Source organism: Oceanospirillum linum (assembly GCF_001995095.2).
GTDB lineage: Bacteria > Pseudomonadota > Gammaproteobacteria > Pseudomonadales > Halomonadaceae > Oceanospirillum > Oceanospirillum linum.
Genome location: NZ_MTSD02000007.1, coordinates 1 through 18,226 on the forward strand (window position 1 = coordinate 1; position 18,226 = coordinate 18,226).

The following is an 18,226-nucleotide window of genomic DNA, read 5'->3' on the forward strand; positions in this document are numbered from 1 at the left end:
GGTATTGGTTGAAGAGTTCAAGGTTGATCCGCAACGGGTGCGGAGCAAAGGGTATGGTGAGTCGAGATTGTTAGATCCGGCAGATAACGAAGCGGCCCATAGCAGGAACAGGCGAATAGAGGCGGTTATTTATGCGGTTGAGATGCAAAAGCTGACACGCTGACAGATTCTGCTTTAATGGGGCTATTACTTATCCGGGGAAGGTTTATTTCCCCGGATTTTTTATGATGTACTACCGGATCAGCTATCTTTTTTTATAGCTCTTCTCTCGAAACGGTCTGTTTTATTGGAAGCAAAAACAAACGTGTCTTTGCCGGATCGTTTAGCTTCATACATAGCACTATCTGCCATTTGAACCAGGCTATTGCCTGATGATTCGTGATCAGGGTATAGCGCGATACCCAGGCTGCAGGACAGGTTGGTTAAGCGGTGACCCTCCAGCTCATATGGACTATGCAGCTGGGTCAGAATATGCTCCGCGACCAAGGCTGCGGCATGATGATCTGACAGATGGTCGATCAGTAATGCAAACTCATCGCCGCCCATCCTGGCACAGGTATCGGATTCCCTGACCGCTGCTTGCAGGCGCTTTGCAACCTCTATCAGAAGGGCATCACCGATATGGTGGCCATACTGATCGTTAACCTCTTTGAAGCCGTCCAGGTCGAGAAACATAACAGCAAAGCAATCAGGACTGCGTTTCGCACTCACCAATGCATGATTGAGGCGCTCATAGAACAGAGAGCGGTTTGCAAGGTGGGTTAACTGATCATAATGAGCCATGTGTTCCAGTTGCAGCAATGCACGTTTTTCGCTGGATATATCCTGCAGAGTGCCGCAGATTCGTACAGGGTTTCCGGCCTCGTCCTGTTTAACCATGCGTCCTCTGTCGAGAACCCACACCCAGTGTCCCTGCTGATGACGTATCCTGTATTCGGATTGGTAGTAATCTTCTTTACCGGTCAGGTGATCATTGAGCTGGAGTCGCATTGTTTCAAGGTCATCCTGGTGAATCATAGACTCGAGCTTTGATAGTGTCAGCGGCTCCAGCTCTGCCATAGTAAATCCGGCAATGTCCGCCCATCGGTGATTGATCGCAATTTTTTCAGAAAGACAGTCCCACTCCCAGGTGCCGGCATTTGTACCCCAGATAATATCATCCAGCCTTGTTTTCTCTGCCTGAAGCTGTGAGGCATGAAGGCGTTTCCGGTACAGCATGTAGGCCATAGCCGCTGTGGCGAACAACAGAGAGACCAGGGCAATTGCCAATAGGGTATAGATAAAAAGATCTTTAGAGCGAAGGTAGCTCAGTTGTTGCTTAACCATCTCTTCCAGTTGGTTCTGGTAATGCCAGAGGCTATCTTCTGCGGCCCTAAGGTCATTAATATCGGTCACAATGGAGAAGAGATAGTTTTGCTGATCCTGTTCAAAGGGGATAGCAGATACTTCTACGGTTCGGATGGAGCCATCGGCCAGCTTGTGACGGAAAATAAAGTAGTTGCGATTTTCCTTGCGGGCTAACTCCCGTTCAGCCGCTACGGCTTCAGGAGATAATGCATTGATCTCCTGAATATGCATCTGTTGTAGTTTATTTTTGCTGTAACCGTAGTACTCAGAAGCAGCCTGGTTTGCCCGGAATATTTTGCCACTTTCAGGCTCAATGAGCAGCATAACGACAGCGTGTTTTTCAAATAGATTGTCAAAGGTATCAGCCCGTAAAAGCGATGAAAAAAATACCGATAGCAGCAGAAAAAAAACGATAATATAGCGTTTCTGTGAAGCCATAGTGTTGCCTCTGTTATTCTTGTCATCCGCTGAAAAAACATCTAAAAGCTTTGCATTATTGCTGCCGGTATACCTGAACAGAGATACCTGCTTTCATTGGATTGAGCATAAAAAACCTCGTTTACCTGAGGCTTATTCATTATTAATTACTCGAGGGTGTTATGAAAGATATTGTCAATGACAACCAGTGGATCTTGTCGCTTGTCTTTGTCTTCACCTGTCTCTTATTGCGTTGGTTAAGCGTTAGGTTTGTAAAACGTGTTGTTAAAGATGAGGATAACCTCCATCGCCGCTGGACAAATACGATCACTAACATTACCAGTCTAGTCATTATTATTGGTCTGGTGATTATTTGGTTGAGTGAACTGCGCTTTGTCGCACTTTCCATTGCAGCTTTTGCTGTTGCACTGGTTGTCGGAACCCGGGAGCAGATTCAGTGCTTTTTAGGTGCCATCTACATTGCCAGCAGCCGGGCATTCAGTATCGGCGATTGGATCAAAGTGGAGCATCACTATGGTGAAGTGGTACGTAGTGACTGGCTGACAATCACCCTGCTGGAGGTTGATATCGAAGGAATGAGCTACGCTTACACTGGTCGCAGCCTGGTTATTCCAAATAATAAATTCAGCACGGGTGTGATTAAGAACCTTAACTTTATGCGCCGCTATGTCGCCCATAGTTTCAGTATTGTCCGGGAAGCGGATGCCATCAGTGTTCGTGATGCTAGGCTCTACCTGGAGGATTTGGTCAGAGAATATTGCAGTCCATTTAAAGAAGTTGCTGACCGCTACAGTAGTTTGATTGAAAAACGACTGGGAATAGCTCTGAGTGTCTCTGATCTGAACGTTCGTGTTGCAACCAATGATACAGCCCGTAATGTGTTTGTTGTCACCATTTTTTGCCCAACACAGGAAGCAACCCGCATTGAAGAGGAGATTACAGAAGACTTCCTTGATTACTGGTACAGTATCACCCACAAACTGGATGCTTTTTATGGCCCGGATCAGCAACTGGATGACGTACCGGAAGTTGTGGTTAGTGAAAGCCATCCGGCCCGACATCTTCGGCCGAAAAAAAGTTGATACGGCAATAAGTTAGCGTACAGAAGCCCGTTGCGGCCATGAAGAAGTGCAATACCGTATTCAACATTTAGTGTACAATATCAGGCTCGAATTTATGTCTGATCAGGCAGTATTTTGAACCGGGTTAACCCCGCAATTTTCACACAGCAGACTGGTTTATATGAGTTATCAGGTACTGGCCCGTAAATGGCGTCCTAAAAATTTCCATGAGCTTGTTGGGCAGGATCATGTGCGCAGAGCGCTGGTGAGTGCCCTTGATAATGACCGTTTGCATCACGCCTACCTGTTTACCGGAACCCGTGGGGTAGGTAAGACGACTATCGCCCGGATTATCGCAAAATGTCTGAATTGTGAAACGGGCGTAACATCCCGCCCCTGTGGTGAATGCAGCAGTTGTCGTGAGATTGATGAGGGGCGTTTTGTAGACCTGATTGAAGTGGATGCTGCATCACGGACCAAAGTGGAAGATACCCGTGAACTACTGGATAACGTGCAGTATGCGCCATCCCGTGGCCGCTACAAAGTGTACCTTATTGATGAGGTGCACATGCTCTCTACCCATAGTTTTAACGCCTTACTTAAAACGCTGGAAGAGCCACCTCCCCATGTGAAATTTCTGCTGGCCACCACCGATCCTCAAAAATTGCCAGTGACCGTACTATCCCGTTGTTTGCAGTTTAATCTGAAAAACATGCCGCCGGAGCGAGTGGTAGAGCACCTGAGCAACGTATTGACCCAGGAGCAGATTCCGTTTGAAGATGCGGCGCTCTGGCAGCTGGGGCGTGCTGCCGATGGCAGTATGCGAGATGCACTCAGCCTGACGGATCAGGCCATCGCTTATGGACAGGGGCATATCGATGCCGCTCAGGTTAGTGAGATGCTGGGCCTGGTCGATCAACGGCACGTTGGCGCTCTGATCGATCACCTGATCAGCCGTGATGCCAAAGCCCTGCTATCTGAAGTGACACGACTTTCTGAGCAGGCTGCAGATTTCGAAACGATTCTTTCAGATATGGCCCTTTATCTGCACCGTATGGCCGTTGCCCAGCTGCTTCCGGACGCGGTAGATAATGCTCAGGGAGATCGTGAACAGGTTTTAACTCAGGCTGCCCGGCTGACCGCAGAGGATGTTCAGCTTTATTACCAGATTGCGATTAAGAGCCAGGAAGATCTGCCTTTGGCTCCCGATGCCCGAACCGGTTTTGAGATGGCATTGATCCGCATGGTTGCCTTTGCCCCTCAGGGTGTGCCCAGTGAAGGGGGTAGCCCGCTGTCAAGTCAGGCTATGCCTATGCAGGGGCAGCCTGTCTCAGAGGGGGCTCCTGAAAATGATGCTCCGCAATCGGGCCAGCCTGACAGCACTAAAAAAAAAGAGCTAACGGACTTATCTCTGACTGAGCCACCCCAGAGCGCACCGGTACCTCAGCCTGTGGCTCAGGGAGTTTATGGCATACCAGATGACCCACAAAACATAGCTTTAAACCCTGATACCCCGGCTCCTGAGCCTCAGCTGGTGAAATTTACACCTCCTGCAGGAGGTTCGCCGAAACCGACGGATCAGACTACGCCGCCGGTATCAGAGGCCTCTGCTGATGAAGGCCGTTTTGGAGATACCCAGCCTCAGGAGGCCGGTTCCAGGGTGCAAAGTGCCAGAGCTTCTCTCGGGAGCGGGCTGAGAACGGTTCAGTTTCCATCAGCCAGCGCAGATAAAATCAGCCAGGCCTCGAAACGTTCCGCGATACCAAGCCAAGAGACGGGCGCTGACCATCTCAGGCTGCACAACAGCGTGAACACAGATCCCGGATCTACACCCGAAAAGACACCAGCGACTGGGAATGATATTCCGCCCTGGGAAGTGGTGCCGGTTCTTTCTGAGCCAAACCCGATCGCTGAGCCAAACCCGATCGCTGAGCCAAACCCGATCGCTGAGCCAAGCCCGGTAGCTGAGCCAAATCCGATAGCACAGGAGCACCCGAGTCCTCCGGCAGATCAACCGACCCAGACTCCGGCTCCGCCCACCCCGGAATATCAGGACATGATGCCCGAGCCCATGTCTGAGGCTGTAAAGCAGGCACCGGCCCTGCGTGACACGGCTCTGCCTGAAACCGCGGAGGTGGAGATCACGCCCCTTGTTGGCCCCTGCCCTGAGCAACTGAATACCAACCAGGACTGGCTGCAGGCATTTGCTCACCTTCCCCTTAAAGGGCTCGATCGTTCACTGGCAAAAAATGCGGCCCTGCTGTCCCGTGAAGGCACCCATCTGCAGTTTGCCCTTAAAGCAGTAACCGAAAACTTTTTAACGCCGGAACGCCAAGCCAGCTGGCAAGCAAGTATTCAAAAGCTATTTAACGAACCCCTGACCATTGAAATCAGTGCGTTCAGCACAGATCTGGACACACCAGAAGACTATGAAGCGGCTCTGAAGCAGAGACGGCAGCAGCAGGCTGAAGCACTATTTGCCCGCGACCCTGTTATTCAGGCGTTGCAGCAGAACTTTGACGCACAGGTTCTGAGTGAGAGCGTGGAACCTTTGATTTAGACTGTGAGTCTGTTTCTTACGCAAAGCCTGACCTGATCATGCGGGATCGGAAAAGACAGATCGTTTTACCCGTTTAATATGAGGTAAAACGGTGAATGACCAAGCGACTTGAGGATGAAATAATGTTTAAAGGCGGAATGGGTAACCTGATGAAGCAGGCGCAGGAGATGCAGGAAAAAATGCAGAAACTGCAGGAAGAAGCCGCTAATCATACTGTGACCGGTGAGTCCGGTGCTGGCATGGTGAAGGTCACCATGAACGGACGGCATGATGTGAGCGCTGTTTCCATTGATGATAGCCTGATGAGTGAAGATAAAGAGATGCTGGAAGACCTGCTTGCCGCTGCCGTGAATGATGCTGTTCGCCGCGTTGAGACAAGCACCCAGGAAAAAATGGCTGAACTGACCGGTGGCATGCAGATGCCTCCCGGGTTTAAAATGCCATTCTGATCGGTGAAGGTTTAACCTGAACGGATCAAGCGTAAAAAGCCGCTGATCAGCGGCTTTTTACGTTGTCACTTTTACTTTTATAATGGTCACTCTTGATCTGGCTGGTGCTTATTCTCATATATCAGCCTGTAAATGATAATCCTGCTTGAAAGGTCTGACTTAAGGATCTGCTATGGCTTTCAGCCCCTTGGTTGAAGAACTGATTACCGCCTTACGATGCCTGCCCGGTGTTGGGCCCAAATCGGCTCAGCGTATGGCTCTGCACCTTCTTGAGCGAGAGCGTGAAGGTGGCTTCCGGCTGGCAGAGATATTGGAACGTGCCCTGGAGCATGTCGGACAATGTCAGGAGTGTCGAACCCTGACAGAAGAACCCGTGTGCAGCCTGTGCAGAAGTGAGCGTTGCAACAGCGAGCTTTTATGTGTTGTCGAGACGCCAGCAGATCAGATTGCAATGGAGCAGGCCGGAGGGTTCGATGGTCGTTATTTTGTCCTGACCGGACATTTATCCCCCATTGACGGCATCGGCCCGGATGCTCTGGGGCTGGATCACCTGGAAGCCAAGGTTCGCCGGGACCTGGTCAAAGAGGTTATTCTGGCTACAAACCCCACCGTAGAAGGCGAAGCAACCGCTCACTATATCTCCGAAATGTTGCAGCATTTACCGGTAACCGTAACCCGCCTGGCCCATGGTATTCCTGTGGGTGGCGAGCTTGAATATATTGATGGTGGGACCCTGAGCCGAGCGATGGCTGGCCGGTTACCTATGGCGAAATAATGACCGAAGATACAATCGAATACCGTTTTATCGATTCTGACAGCCTCCTGAAAGAGCGCTGCACCCACTGGCTGACCTGTAGTGTTATCGCACTGGATACAGAGTTTATCCGTGTGGACACCTTCTATCCGAAAGCAGCCCTGATTCAGGTACAGGACAACCAGGGATGCTGGCTGATTGACCCTCTTACCATTTCAGACTGGGGGCCTTTTAAGCAGGTGCTGAACGCTGAGCAAACCTTAAAAGTGCTGCATGCCTGCTCGGAAGATCTTGATGTTTTTGCCAAACTGACCGGCACCTTACCCAAGCCAATGATGGATACTCAGGTCGCACTGGCCTTTCTTGGAGAAACCCTCTCCGTTGGCTATCAGCGCATGGTAGAGAGTTGGCTGGATATCTCTCTGCAAAAAGAGGAAACCCGGTCAGACTGGCTACAGCGCCCCCTGACCCAAAGTCAGTGTGCTTATGCCGCCGCTGATGTGTTTTATCTGTATAAAATCTGGCCAAAAATAGAGCAGAAATTACAGGAACAGAATCGTTTCGACTGGTGTCGTCAGGAGTGCGCACAGATCATTCGTCTGTCAGAGCAAGCACCGGATGATGAATTTTATTTTCTGCGGGTCAAGCAGGCATGGAAACTGAATCAGGAGCAACTTGCTGTGCTTCAGGTCTTAGCGGCCTGGCGGGAACAGGAGGTCCGGGAGCGAAATATCCCCCGTGGTCGTCTGATTTCCGATAACCTGCTGTGGCTGATCGCCCTGAAACTGCCCGCCAACCGAATGGAACTGTCCCGGATAGAAGGCATTCGCCACGGCACCATCAAAAAAGACGGCGATGATATTCTTGAACTGGTGGATATCGCCCGAAACCGGGCTCAGGCCATGTGGCCCGCTTCACTGCCATCTCCCATTGGCCACCCTTACCGGGATTGGTCAAAAGCGATGAAGAAGCAAGTGCGTCAGATCGCAGAAGCACATAACCTGCCACCGGAACTACTGGTCAGAAAACGCCAGATGGAACAGGTATTAAACCGGGCAATACGCGGTGAACTCAACTTTATACCTGAAGAGTGGCGTGGATGGCGGGAAAGCCTGGTCGGCCAGCCCCTGATTGACCTGCTGGATAAGTTGCGTAGTTAGTCCGCCTCACACCGATATAACGGGAAAAACAGTGAAAGTTATTTGCGAAGTATTTAAAAGCCCACGTAAAGATGAGATGTACATTTACGTAGATAAAAAGGAAGGCCTGAAACGTGTACCCAAAGAACTGCTGGAGATCTTTGGTACACCCAAAACGGTTATGACCATGCTTATCCGGGAAGAAAAAGACCTTGCCCGAGTCAAATCAGAAGATGTTCTGAGGGATATTCGTGAAAAAGGCTTCTATCTGCAAATGCCACCGAAAAAAGATGAATACCTGCTGGATCTGTATAAAGCCCCCACAGAAGGCAAATACTGAAAATGAGTGATACAGGACACTTCTGGGAACATAAAAAACTAGCAGAGATGAACCCTGATGAATGGGAATCTTTGTGTGATGGTTGCGGTAAATGTTGTCTGCATAAAATGGAAGATGAAGACGACGGCACCGTCTACTACACCGACGTTGCCTGCAAGTTGCTCGATATAACCCAGTGCCACTGCAACGATTACGCCAACCGCAAACAGCACGTACCAGAGTGTTTAAAGCTAACGCCAGAAGATGTACAAGCTTTTGACTGGTTACCGCATACCTGTGCCTATCGGCTGATCAAAGAGAGTAAACCTCTGCCAGAATGGCACCACCTGCTCACCGGCGATAAAAAAAGCATCCACAAAGCCCGCCAAAGTATTAAAGGCCGAGCCGTCAGCGAACAAGTGGTTCATCCCGACGAAATGGAATGGCACATCATCCAATGGGTTGAATAGCCACTCCCCGGATATTCACCGCAATCGGTACAGTGGTGAGTATCCACCCCGTATTTCTATTCATCTCTCTATCTATCTCTGCTCACTCCCGTGGCCTCTACCCATTCCATAACCCGATCATTCACCTGTTTTGTAGGGTGGCATAAGTGGTGAGGCACGAACCGCGTCATGCACCACAACCTCAGATCAGAATACGATCCTCAAGCCAAATACGCTCCCTTGCCCCTTGGTATTAATGACCCTCAAAAAAAGAATTGTTATTGTGTATTTTTATTAAAGGATTAAGGCAGAACCTGCGATGTAAATTATCGTACCTTTAGGGTAGGCTCAGGCAGGACTGTTTAGGATAGTAAGCACATAGGGATATTGTTATGGATAAGCTCTACTACCGCTATTGGGGGAAGGCCAAAAAAGACTCGGATAATGAGAGTGTAAGTTACCACCTACTGCCTTACCGCTGTTTAGATGTGGCAGTAGTGGCAGAATGCTGGTGGGAGCAAAGCTCGACAATTCGCAATGCTTTTATGACTCAAACTGGGCTGGAGGAAATTAAAGCAAAGGCTTGGATATTGTTTTTTATAGCGTTACATGATTATGGTAAATGGGACTTGCGGTTTCAGCGTAAAGCACCAAGTGCATACGCTGCAGCTAGTCATGGAACCACATTGGGTGACTTGCCTTTAAGCCCCAATGACATCAAAAAATACTTTCATGGGCCAGAAGGACTCAATTGGTTTTTTTCTGATTTTGAATCTCGATTTGATGATGGTGACTGGCTTTCTGTCGATTCCGAAGATAAGGATTATTGGCTACCTTGGCTGGCGGCGGTGGCAGGTCATCATGGTGAAATTCCTGAGACATCTGAGCAGGCTAAACTCCCGTTACTCTGTAAGTCCGCCGGGGTAGTGTTTAAACAGGCTCGTATGGAGTGGGTCAACGCACTGGAACAATTATTTTTAACCCCCGCGGGTTTATCCTTTTCAGATAACCCGCCATTAATTAAGCAGAAAAGTGCGATCATGCTTGCAGGTTTCTGCTCTGTTTGTGACTGGCTTGGTTCCTCTGATTTTTTCAGTTATGACGATTGTCCGCAAAGCTCATTTCAGGGCTTGAAAAGTTGGTATCGAGGGAGGTTTAATGCTGCTGAAATCGCCCTGAAGACCGCAGGTTTACACTCTCAAGTTAACATCAAGCCTGACATAGAAAAACTGCTCGGTGAGAATTATAAGCCGCGGCAAGTTCAAGCGTTGATTCAAGATCTGCCTTTGCAACAAAGTTTAACTCTGATTGAGGCTTCTACTGGCTCGGGTAAAACCGAGGCCGCGCTGGCTTATGCTTGGCATTTATTGGATGCTGGGTTGGCCGATAGTATTGTCTTTGCTTTGCCTACTCAGGCTACGGCCAATGCCATGTACACGCGCTTGGAGAAAGCGGCTAATACTATTTTCTGCAATGAAACTAATTTGATTCTGGCTCATGGTCGGTCGCGTTACCATGAGGGGTTTATTAATCTAAAACAAACAAGTAGGACGGGAACCCTTCAGGGCAATGAAGAGGCCTGGGTACAGTGTAGCGAATGGCTAGCACAGAGCCGTAAGCGGATTTTTCTTGGGCAAATAGGTGTGTGCACTGTTGATCAGGTGTTGGTTTCTGTACTTCCCATAAAACATAAGTTTGTTCGGGGTTTTGGTATAGGTCGCAGTGTACTGATCATTGATGAAATACATGCTTACGATAGTTATATGTATGGGTTGCTCGGCGGTGTGTTAGAGCAACAAAAAGCCAGTGGTGGCAGTGCCATTCTATTGTCCGCTACTTTACCCGAATATCAAAAACTGGCGTTATCACACGCTTGGCAAGCAAAGCCTGCTCCAGATAATGATGACTACCCTCTAATCACTTCCTATACGGCTACTGCTAGTACGGTTTTCGATCTGCACTCGAGACCAGAGCTGAGACCAGAATCCACACAAGTTGAAATCGAACTCTTATCAGACGAGCGGTTATTACCAGACGATAATTTACTATTGCGTATTGAACAGGCTGTTATTTCCGGAGCTCAGGTTTGTTTAATTTGTAATTTAGTGGATGTCGCTCAGCATCTGTTCCAGATTATGCAAGTTCGATTTGAACAAAATAACAGTCTGAATACCGATCAGTTAGGACTGTTTCATTCACGTTTTAGTTTTCATGACCGTCAGAATAAAGAAGAACTGGTCGTCAATATATTTGGTAAAGATCCTGATCCGCGCGATGCACGTGAAAAAGGCCATTTTTTGATTGCAACCCAAGTGGTAGAGCAATCGTTAGATTTGGATTTTGATTGGTTGATAACTCAGCTATGTCCAGTTGATCTACTTTTTCAACGCATGGGACGTTTACACCGACACAAACGAACAAGGCCACACGGGTTTGAACAACAATTGTGTTCTGTATTGGTGCCGGAACAACCAAATTATGATCTGCATGAATTAATTTACGGCAATAGCCGGGTGTTATGGCGTACCCATCAATTATTAGAAAAAGAGAGTCTTTCTGGTGGTGTAATTGAATTTCCGCAGGCTTATCGTTTATGGATAGAAGCAGTATATGAAGAGCAAAACTGGGATGACGAACCTAGCTCTGTACGGTTAAGTTACGAGAATTTTTGCAAAGAATCGGATGCATCTTATTACTGTGCCAAGCAATTGATGAGGTCTTCGATGAACTCATTAACTGATGACGATGCCAGTGTCAGTGTGCTGACCCGTGATGGTGAAATGAGCCTGAGCTTAGTGCCTTTTTATATTAATGCTCAAGGTGAACATTGTTTATTAAATGGTGAACCCTTACCACCTCAGAGTGATTTAACCAGAATCGAAACCATTAATTTAAATACTGTGCCTGTACCTCATAGCTGGGGTAAACGAGAAGCCCTACCGGAGCAAGATAGTGATGGGCTGATATGGTTTGAAATGCAACAAAATGGAGCAGTTTTGACTATGCAGTACCAGCAATGGCGCTATCAATATACAAGCACTGTTGGCTTTCAGCGTGAACAGCTTCAAGTTGACAATGAATTAGAAAAGGATGCATAGATGAATCTATTAACGGACTCATGGATACCGGTGCAGCAAGCTGGTCTACAAGAAAAAATCACGTTTCAGCAATTACTATGTGGTGAAAAAGGCGGTGAAATCTGCTTGCCTCGTGATGATATGGAGTTTGCCTGCCTGCAATTATTAGTGGCACTGACCCAAGTGCTCTTTACGCCATCTGATAAAAAAGCGCTGGTTCAACGTATTAAAAATCCACTCACACCTGAAGAGTATGCGAGTGGCTGTGAAGGTAAAAAGGACTGGTTTGATCTTAATCACCCTGAAACGCCATTTATGCAGTTTCGCAGTGTAAAGGCAAAAGAGCCTACTCCTATGGATAAACTGATGGCGGGAGTAGCGGATGGTACTAACAAGACGTTTGTTAATCCTCAAGGTTTAGCTGACGGCTTGTGTGCGAGTTGTGTTTCAATTGCTTTATACAATACCGCTTACAACTGCCCGAGTGCGGGTGGAGGATTCCAGCCTGGAATGCGAGGAAGTACATCTATAACAGTTTTAATAGCTACGGATAGTCTAAGAAAGACTATCTGGCATAACATCTTAACTGTTGAATCATTGAATAAAGAAATGCCTTGGTATAGTCAAACGAGTTGTATGACTCCAAACTACATTGATGGTCTCCCCCCCGGTGCACAGTATGTTTTTTCTGAAATCGGCATAAATCGCGGATTGTTCTGGCAACCAGCAAAATATCAGCTCTGTGAACCACAGCCTAATTTGGTGTGCAGTTGTTGCGGTGACACCGGTCGTATTTACACCGGCTTTCTTAAGGAAAAACTACAGCCCAAATATACGATATCAGGAGCCTGGCCTCACCCTTTATCCTCACGTACTTTTGTAATAAAGAAAGGGGGGCGAGAGGAGAAGTTTCCTTCGTTTACCACAACTCAGCCGACTTGGGTGCACTTGCCGGAATTGGTCGCCGAAATCCAAAAGGATAAAGAGGGATACCATCCAGCTCCTGTTATTGCACAATTGCGTTCATATGGGGCAAATAGACTTAGTTTTTATGTTGGAGGTTACCGTAATGGTATAAAAACTACAGCGACGATTGTTGAACGCAGGCATGAAATGTTTAGTTTGGCTGATGGCTGGAAGGACAACAGTATTGTAATTGATGAGCTAATTAGAAACGCTCAAAGTTATAAAAATGCGCTTTCTAGGGCATTGGAGGACTTTTATAAATTAGCGATCATGAGTGCTACAAGTAAAAAAAATAGAGATAGAATTAAAAAAATTGCATCTCAGTATTCATCGGTGTTTTACCAACAAACCGAAAACCTGATTCACGACACACTTGCCCATATAGATTTTGATCAACCACAAGACGATCTAAAGAGTCTTTATTCAGATCTAAAGACGGTCGTTATACATCTTTTTAATCAGGCGACCGAACCCTACAAACAAGAACCGAAAATGCTAAAAGCACTGGCTTCTTCACGCCGCTTATTACACCAATATCTGAAAGAACTTGAAGCACAAGGAGGTAATCATGAGCCAGCAAAATCAGCCTGATTTTATGCGCTTGTACCAGCGATACACTGAATTAAAACCTGGCCCCAAAGCCGAGTTGCGCCGGCCGGCAGAGCCAGATGACCTGGCCGAGATGCCTGCTTTTTATCACCTGCTGAACGGTCATGTGGGAGACAGAAGAATGAAGCGGCTAATCTACTGCCTGCCCACTGTTAAAAATCACGTTGAAGGTATTCGCTTGGGTCAGGCCCTGGCTAAAGCGGAGATCAGCGAAAAACGCTTGTTTATGGTGATTCGTTCGGAATTCCCTAACGATATTATTCAACTGCGACGCTTGCTGAAAATGGCAGAACCATCGCTGGACTGGCCATTGATGGCAGAAACCCTTTATTGGTGGGGGCAACGTAATAAGCAACGAATTTTGGAAGACTATTTCTTCTTTCAGAACAGTAAATCTGATAAATCAGCTAACCCCAATGCGGCTTAACTTTTTAAGGACGAAATCATGAGCAAGAATTTTATTAATTTCCATGTGTTAATTTCGCATAGCCCATCCTGCTTAAACCGTGATGATATGAATATGCAGAAATCTGCTATTTTTGGTGGCAAGCGCCGGGTGCGGGTTTCCAGTCAAAGCTTAAAACGCACAATGCGTCAAGGTGAGTATTATAAAAAGCATCTTGGAGAGCCTTCGTTGAGAACACGCGAGCTAGCTAAAGTACAGCAACATTATGTAGACGCGTTAAAGGACTCTTTCTCGGAAGAAATAGTCATTTCTGCGCTAGAGGCTATATCTGGAAAAGAAGGTTTGCCAGATTTGTCGAGCAAAGGTATAGCTGTTGCTCCTTGGGTTATCTCTGAAGTAGCTTATTTTTGTCAATTGATTGAAGATTCTGATGAGGCTGATATTGGCAAACTTAAGAAGAGAATTGAGAAAGACTCAAAGTCTGCCATTGCCGCTGCCAGTCAAGCTATCGATATTGCACTATCAGGGCGTATGGCAACCTCTGGCCTGATGACAAATATTGATGGGGCATTAGCGGTAGCACATGCCCTGACAACGCATGCTGTTGACGCTGATATTGATTGGTTTACAGCGGTTGATGATATCGTTCAAGATGAAAAGGTATCTAGAAGAGTAGGAGCTCTAGAGGAAGGTAAGGGTGAATCCGGTTCTGGTCACCTGGATACGCAAGAGTTTTCCTCCGGTGTATTTTACCGCTATGCCAGCCTGAATATTGCCCAGCTACAGGAAAATCTGGGTAATGCGCCTCGTGAAAAAGCTTTGGATATTGCCGCGCATGTATTACATATGCTGGCAACTGAAGTGCCCAGTGCGAAACAGCAGAGTTATGCTGCTCACAATTTGGCCGATCAGGCACTGGTCTCCTTTTCCGATCAACCTATCTCACTGGCTAATGCCTTTGAAACACCTGTAAAAGCCGATCATCAAGGCGGATTTCGTGAACCTTCTGCTAAAAAGCTAAATGAATACTGGGACAAAATTCATCGCGGCTATGGCCTGGATGAGCGTTGTGCAGAATTTTCATTAGAGCCTATCGAATTGCCTACAGATATGTTGGCTCAGAATTCGTTGCCAGCATTGGAAGCTTGGGTACGTGCTGATGGGCCAATTGACAACGACAAGCAATAAGGTGGTCTTATGAAGGACTATCTTGTACTGAAACTAGAGGGGCCAATGCAAGCCTGGGGGCGTGAAAGCTTTGAAGGTTTAAGGCCTTCCGAGCTTTTCCCCGGTCGTAGCGCATTGTTGGGGTTGCTGGGAGCTTGCTTAGGGGTTGATCGACTGGACACCAAAGGGCAGTACATGCTGGCCAAAAGTGTGCAGTTTGCTGTGCGTATAGACCAGCAAGGTCAGAAAATGACTGACTACCATACAGTTAAAAATGCTCGTAAAGAGTATAGCGGCTTAAAAAGTCACGAAACGATACAGACCTGGCGTGAGTACTGGCAGGACGCCAAGTACACGGTTTTGGTATGGTTAGTTGATGATGCTGATATCACTCTTTTAGATATTGATGCTGCAGTTAAAAAACCGGTTTATACCCCTGTTCTTGGTCGTCGAAGCTGCGCGCTCTCTCGTCCACTATACGAAGGACAAGTGTCTGCCCAGTCCGCATTAATGGCATTTAGCTTGTGTGAACCAATGGGTGGCACCATCTACTCAGATGAGTTTGATGAAAAGGCGATACCACTTAAAAAACGAGATGTGCCTATCATTGACAGACCGCGTCAGTTTGCCAGTCGTTGCGTGTATATGACGAAGCCTAAAAAAGAGGGGGTTTTACATGTATCTGAGTAAAGTAAGGCTTAACTGGGCGCAAGCTAAAAATCCTTACGAACAGCATAGGGCTCTGTGGCAATTATTTCCTGAGCAGCCCGATGGAAAGCGTGATTTTTTATACCGTGTGGAGCAAACCCTAAAAGGACAGGGGGCTGTGGTCCTCATGCAGTCCCTGCAACGCCCCGCTGAAAATGAAAATGTCGAGCTGTTAGCCGTACGAGAACTACAGTTGTCATTGTACCAAGAACAGTTTTTACGTTTTCGTTTAAGGGCAAATCCTATCAAGGCGATTAAGGATAAGAGCAAAGGCGAACGCATTCGAAATGGTAAGAGTTACACTCGTACAGTTCGCGTGCCCCTTGTGCATGAAGAGCAACAGCAAGCCTGGTTGGAACGAAAGCTTGCTGGCTGTGCATCTGTTCAAGCATTAAATATTCAACAAGAAATGCCGCTGAATTTTCATAAGGCACGTGAAAAATATTCGGGAAAGATTCAACCGGTATTATTTGATGGGGTACTGATGATTGAAGATGAACAAGCATTTTTAGATGTACTCAAAAAAGGAATTGGCCCAGCCAAATCACTTGGCTGCGGGTTGATCTCATTGGCACCCGCATGACCTTTATTCCCCTGAATCCCATCCCGATGAAAGACCGGGTTTCCATGATCTTTCTGCAGTACGGTCAGATTGACGTTATTGACGGTGCTTTTGTACTTGTCGATAAAACGGGGGTTCGGACGCATATTCCCGTTGGGTCTGTTGCCTGCATTATGCTAGAACCCGGCACAAGAGTATCCCATGCCGCAGCCAAATTGGCTGCACAAGTTGGCACGCTCTTAGTTTGGGTTGGAGAGGCTGGGGTGCGTCTGTATGCTTCTGGTCAGCCAGGAGGCGCTAGATCGGATCGTTTACTTTATCAAGCCAAGCTGGCGCTAGATGAAAACCTTCGGCTGAAAGTGGTTCGCAAAATGTTTGAAATGCGTTTTGGCGAGCCGCCACCGGCTAAACGTTCCGTTGAACAGCTGCGTGGGATCGAGGGAGCCCGTGTTCGTGAAACTTACAAACTGCTTGCCAAGCGCTATGGCATAAAATGGCAGGGGCGGCGGTATGATCCTAAAGATTGGGCTGCTGGGGATGTAACCAATCAATGTATCAGTGCTGCCACATCCTGCTTATATGGCATCACTGAAGCGGCTATTTTAGCGGCAGGTTATGCACCAGCTATCGGTTTTATTCATACCGGCAAACCTTTGTCTTTTGTTTACGATATCGCTGATATTATCAAGTTTGACGATATCGTACCCAAAGCCTTTGAGATAGCGGCTACTCACCCAACCCAACCGGATAAAGCCGTACGTCATGCCTGCCGAGATATTTTCCGAAGTAGTAAAGTGCTCAAACGCCTGATTCCTATGATTGAAGAGGTATTAGCCGCCGGTGAAATAGAACCTCCGAAACCACCCAAAGATGCCCAGCCCCCTGCAATACCGGAGCCCGAAGCAACCGGTGATTTAGGCCACAGGAGCCACCAATGAGTATGTTGGTCGTCGTGACTGAGAATGTCCCGCCCAGACTTCGGGGGCGGTTAGCCGTCTGGTTGTTAGAGATTCGCGCGGGGGTGTATGTAGGGGATGTATCGAGAAAAATCAGAGAGATGATCTGGCAGCAGATTAATGTACTTGCTGAAGATGGCAATGTCGTTCTCGCGTGGGCAACCAATACTGAATCTGGTTTTGATTTTCAAACCTATGGTCAGAACAGGCGTATTCCAATCGAAATGGATGGTTTAAGGCTTGTTTCATTTTTGCCTTCTGATAACACTTGATTTGTCTGCTCTTTAATAGTGTAATTTTTGCTTATCTTGTTGGTAGATTTTTTATGGGATAAAAAGTCCTTATAAAACAATCGCATCCAGCAAGAGTGTTCCCCGTGCCCACGGGGATGAACCGAATTAATGAAGCCCTTGGGCCTAAGAACTGAAGTGTTCCCCGTGCCCACGGGGATGAACCGCACCAGTTGCTCAACGGAGTAGCCCGCCTGCCGTGTTCCCCGTGCCCACGGGGATGAACCGTATTTTGAGGATATGCGCCTGATTAAACGCCGGTGTTCCCCGTGCCCACGGGGATGAACCGAAATGAGCAAAAAAACTGCTTCAACCTCCAGTGTGTTCCCCGTGCCCACGGGGATGAACCGCCTATCCGGTTCAGATTCTGGTATAGATAAGTGTGTTCCCCGTGCCCACGGGGATGAACCGAGTATGCCGGAAGAGGTCAAGTCTGCGGACAAGTGTTCCCCGTGCCCACGGGGATGAACCGCTGTAACGCCCGTATTTTTTTCCAGTAACACAGTGTTCCCCGTGCCCACGGGGATGAACCGCTGTGCAAACAGCTTTTCCATATCTTCTTTTTGTGTTCCCCGTGCCCACGGGGATGAACCGTCGGTGATTTACTCAGCCAGGCATTAAACACGGTGTTCCCCGTGCCCACGGGGATGAACCGTACCACCTGATCCGCTCCGGCGTTACCGTCACGTGTTCCCCGTGCCCACGGGGATGAACCGCCGTCTTTTGCAGATACCCAGACATTTAAATGGTGTTCCCCGTGCCCACGGGGATGAACCGCCCTGCCCGACCTGCTTTGGTAGCGGCTGGGTGTGTTCCCCGTGCCCACGGGGATGAACCGCGTTTATAACACAGGCTGCCGATACTTATATCGTGTTCCCCGTGCCCACGGGGATGAACCGCAGCTGATACTTTAAGAGCTGCTGTCTGGTCAGTGTTCCCCGTGCCCACGGGGATGAACCGCAGTGTGCG

The 18,226-nt window shown here is 47.9% G+C and carries 16 protein-coding genes and 1 CRISPR repeat array (1 of these 17 cut by a window edge); of the genes, 15 read left to right on the forward strand and 1 reads right to left on the reverse strand.

Features of this window, described 5'->3' with window-relative positions; all coding sequences use genetic code 11:
* Positions 1 to 240: 240 nt before the first annotated feature.
* Positions 241 to 1,785, reverse strand: a complete 1,545-nt coding sequence (locus tag BTA35_RS13655; RefSeq protein ID WP_078320378.1) for a sensor domain-containing diguanylate cyclase — start codon at positions 1,783 to 1,785, stop codon at positions 241 to 243.
* Between the two features lie 161 nt (positions 1,786 to 1,946).
* Between BTA35_RS13655 and BTA35_RS13660 the strand changes: the two genes are divergently transcribed.
* The 15 genes from BTA35_RS13660 (at position 1,947) to cas2e (ending at position 17,239) form a co-directional block, all read left to right on the forward strand.
* The gene (locus tag BTA35_RS13660; protein WP_078320379.1) at positions 1,947 to 2,867 is read left to right on the forward strand and encodes a mechanosensitive ion channel domain-containing protein; all 921 of its coding nucleotides are present in this window, start codon (positions 1,947 to 1,949) and stop codon (positions 2,865 to 2,867) included.
* 160 nt (positions 2,868 to 3,027) lie between these two features.
* Positions 3,028 to 5,406, forward strand: coding sequence for a DNA polymerase III subunit gamma/tau (dnaX, locus tag BTA35_RS13665; RefSeq protein ID WP_078320380.1), 2,379 nt, complete (start codon positions 3,028 to 3,030; stop codon positions 5,404 to 5,406).
* A gap of 122 nt (positions 5,407 to 5,528) precedes the next feature.
* Positions 5,529 to 5,855, forward strand: a complete 327-nt coding sequence (locus BTA35_RS13670; protein ID WP_078320381.1) for a YbaB/EbfC family nucleoid-associated protein — start codon at positions 5,529 to 5,531, stop codon at positions 5,853 to 5,855.
* A 172-nt stretch (positions 5,856 to 6,027) separates the two neighbouring features.
* Complete coding sequence (gene recR, locus BTA35_RS13675) at positions 6,028 to 6,630, forward strand: recombination mediator RecR (RefSeq protein ID WP_078320382.1); 603 nt, start codon at positions 6,028 to 6,030, stop codon at positions 6,628 to 6,630.
* Positions 6,630 to 7,769, forward strand: coding sequence for a ribonuclease D (gene rnd / locus BTA35_RS13680; RefSeq protein ID WP_078320383.1), 1,140 nt, complete (start codon positions 6,630 to 6,632; stop codon positions 7,767 to 7,769). Before recR ends, rnd begins: the two co-directional genes overlap by 1 nt.
* Before the next feature lie 31 nt (positions 7,770 to 7,800).
* Complete coding sequence (locus BTA35_RS13685; RefSeq protein WP_274378433.1) at positions 7,801 to 8,088, forward strand: YcgL domain-containing protein; 288 nt, start codon at positions 7,801 to 7,803, stop codon at positions 8,086 to 8,088.
* 2 nt (positions 8,089 to 8,090) lie between these two features.
* The gene (locus tag BTA35_RS13690; RefSeq protein ID WP_078320384.1) at positions 8,091 to 8,537 is read left to right on the forward strand and encodes a YcgN family cysteine cluster protein; all 447 of its coding nucleotides are present in this window, start codon (positions 8,091 to 8,093) and stop codon (positions 8,535 to 8,537) included.
* A gap of 371 nt (positions 8,538 to 8,908) precedes the next feature.
* On the forward strand, positions 8,909 to 11,614 hold the full coding sequence (gene cas3, locus BTA35_RS13695; RefSeq protein ID WP_078320385.1) for a CRISPR-associated helicase/endonuclease Cas3: 2,706 nt from the start codon (positions 8,909 to 8,911) through the stop codon (positions 11,612 to 11,614).
* Complete coding sequence (gene casA / locus BTA35_RS13700) at positions 11,615 to 13,150, forward strand: type I-E CRISPR-associated protein Cse1/CasA (RefSeq protein ID WP_078320386.1); 1,536 nt, start codon at positions 11,615 to 11,617, stop codon at positions 13,148 to 13,150.
* On the forward strand, positions 13,128 to 13,595 hold the full coding sequence (gene casB / locus BTA35_RS13705) for a type I-E CRISPR-associated protein Cse2/CasB (RefSeq protein WP_078320387.1): 468 nt from the start codon (positions 13,128 to 13,130) through the stop codon (positions 13,593 to 13,595). Before casA ends, casB begins: the two co-directional genes overlap by 23 nt.
* An 18-nt stretch (positions 13,596 to 13,613) precedes the next feature.
* Positions 13,614 to 14,762 (forward strand): type I-E CRISPR-associated protein Cas7/Cse4/CasC, encoded by a 1,149-nt coding sequence (gene cas7e, locus BTA35_RS13710; protein ID WP_078320388.1) that lies wholly within the window; start codon positions 13,614 to 13,616, stop codon positions 14,760 to 14,762.
* 9 nt (positions 14,763 to 14,771) lie between these two features.
* Positions 14,772 to 15,431 (forward strand): type I-E CRISPR-associated protein Cas5/CasD, encoded by a 660-nt coding sequence (cas5e, locus tag BTA35_RS13715; RefSeq protein ID WP_078320389.1) that lies wholly within the window; start codon positions 14,772 to 14,774, stop codon positions 15,429 to 15,431.
* Positions 15,418 to 16,032, forward strand: coding sequence for a type I-E CRISPR-associated protein Cas6/Cse3/CasE (gene cas6e, locus BTA35_RS13720; protein ID WP_078320390.1), 615 nt, complete (start codon positions 15,418 to 15,420; stop codon positions 16,030 to 16,032). Before cas5e ends, cas6e begins: the two co-directional genes overlap by 14 nt.
* Entirely contained in the window at positions 16,029 to 16,949 is a 921-nt protein-coding gene (gene cas1e / locus BTA35_RS13725) for a type I-E CRISPR-associated endonuclease Cas1e (RefSeq protein ID WP_078320391.1), read from the forward strand. The genes cas6e and cas1e overlap by 4 nt, the downstream gene beginning before the upstream one ends.
* Positions 16,946 to 17,239 (forward strand): type I-E CRISPR-associated endoribonuclease Cas2e, encoded by a 294-nt coding sequence (gene cas2e, locus BTA35_RS13730; RefSeq protein ID WP_078320392.1) that lies wholly within the window; start codon positions 16,946 to 16,948, stop codon positions 17,237 to 17,239. Before cas1e ends, cas2e begins: the two co-directional genes overlap by 4 nt.
* Before the next feature lie 95 nt (positions 17,240 to 17,334).
* A CRISPR array of direct repeats spans positions 17,335 to 18,226; the repeat unit is 29 nt; unit sequence GTGTTCCCCGTGCCCACGGGGATGAACCG (it continues 4,078 nt past the right edge of the window).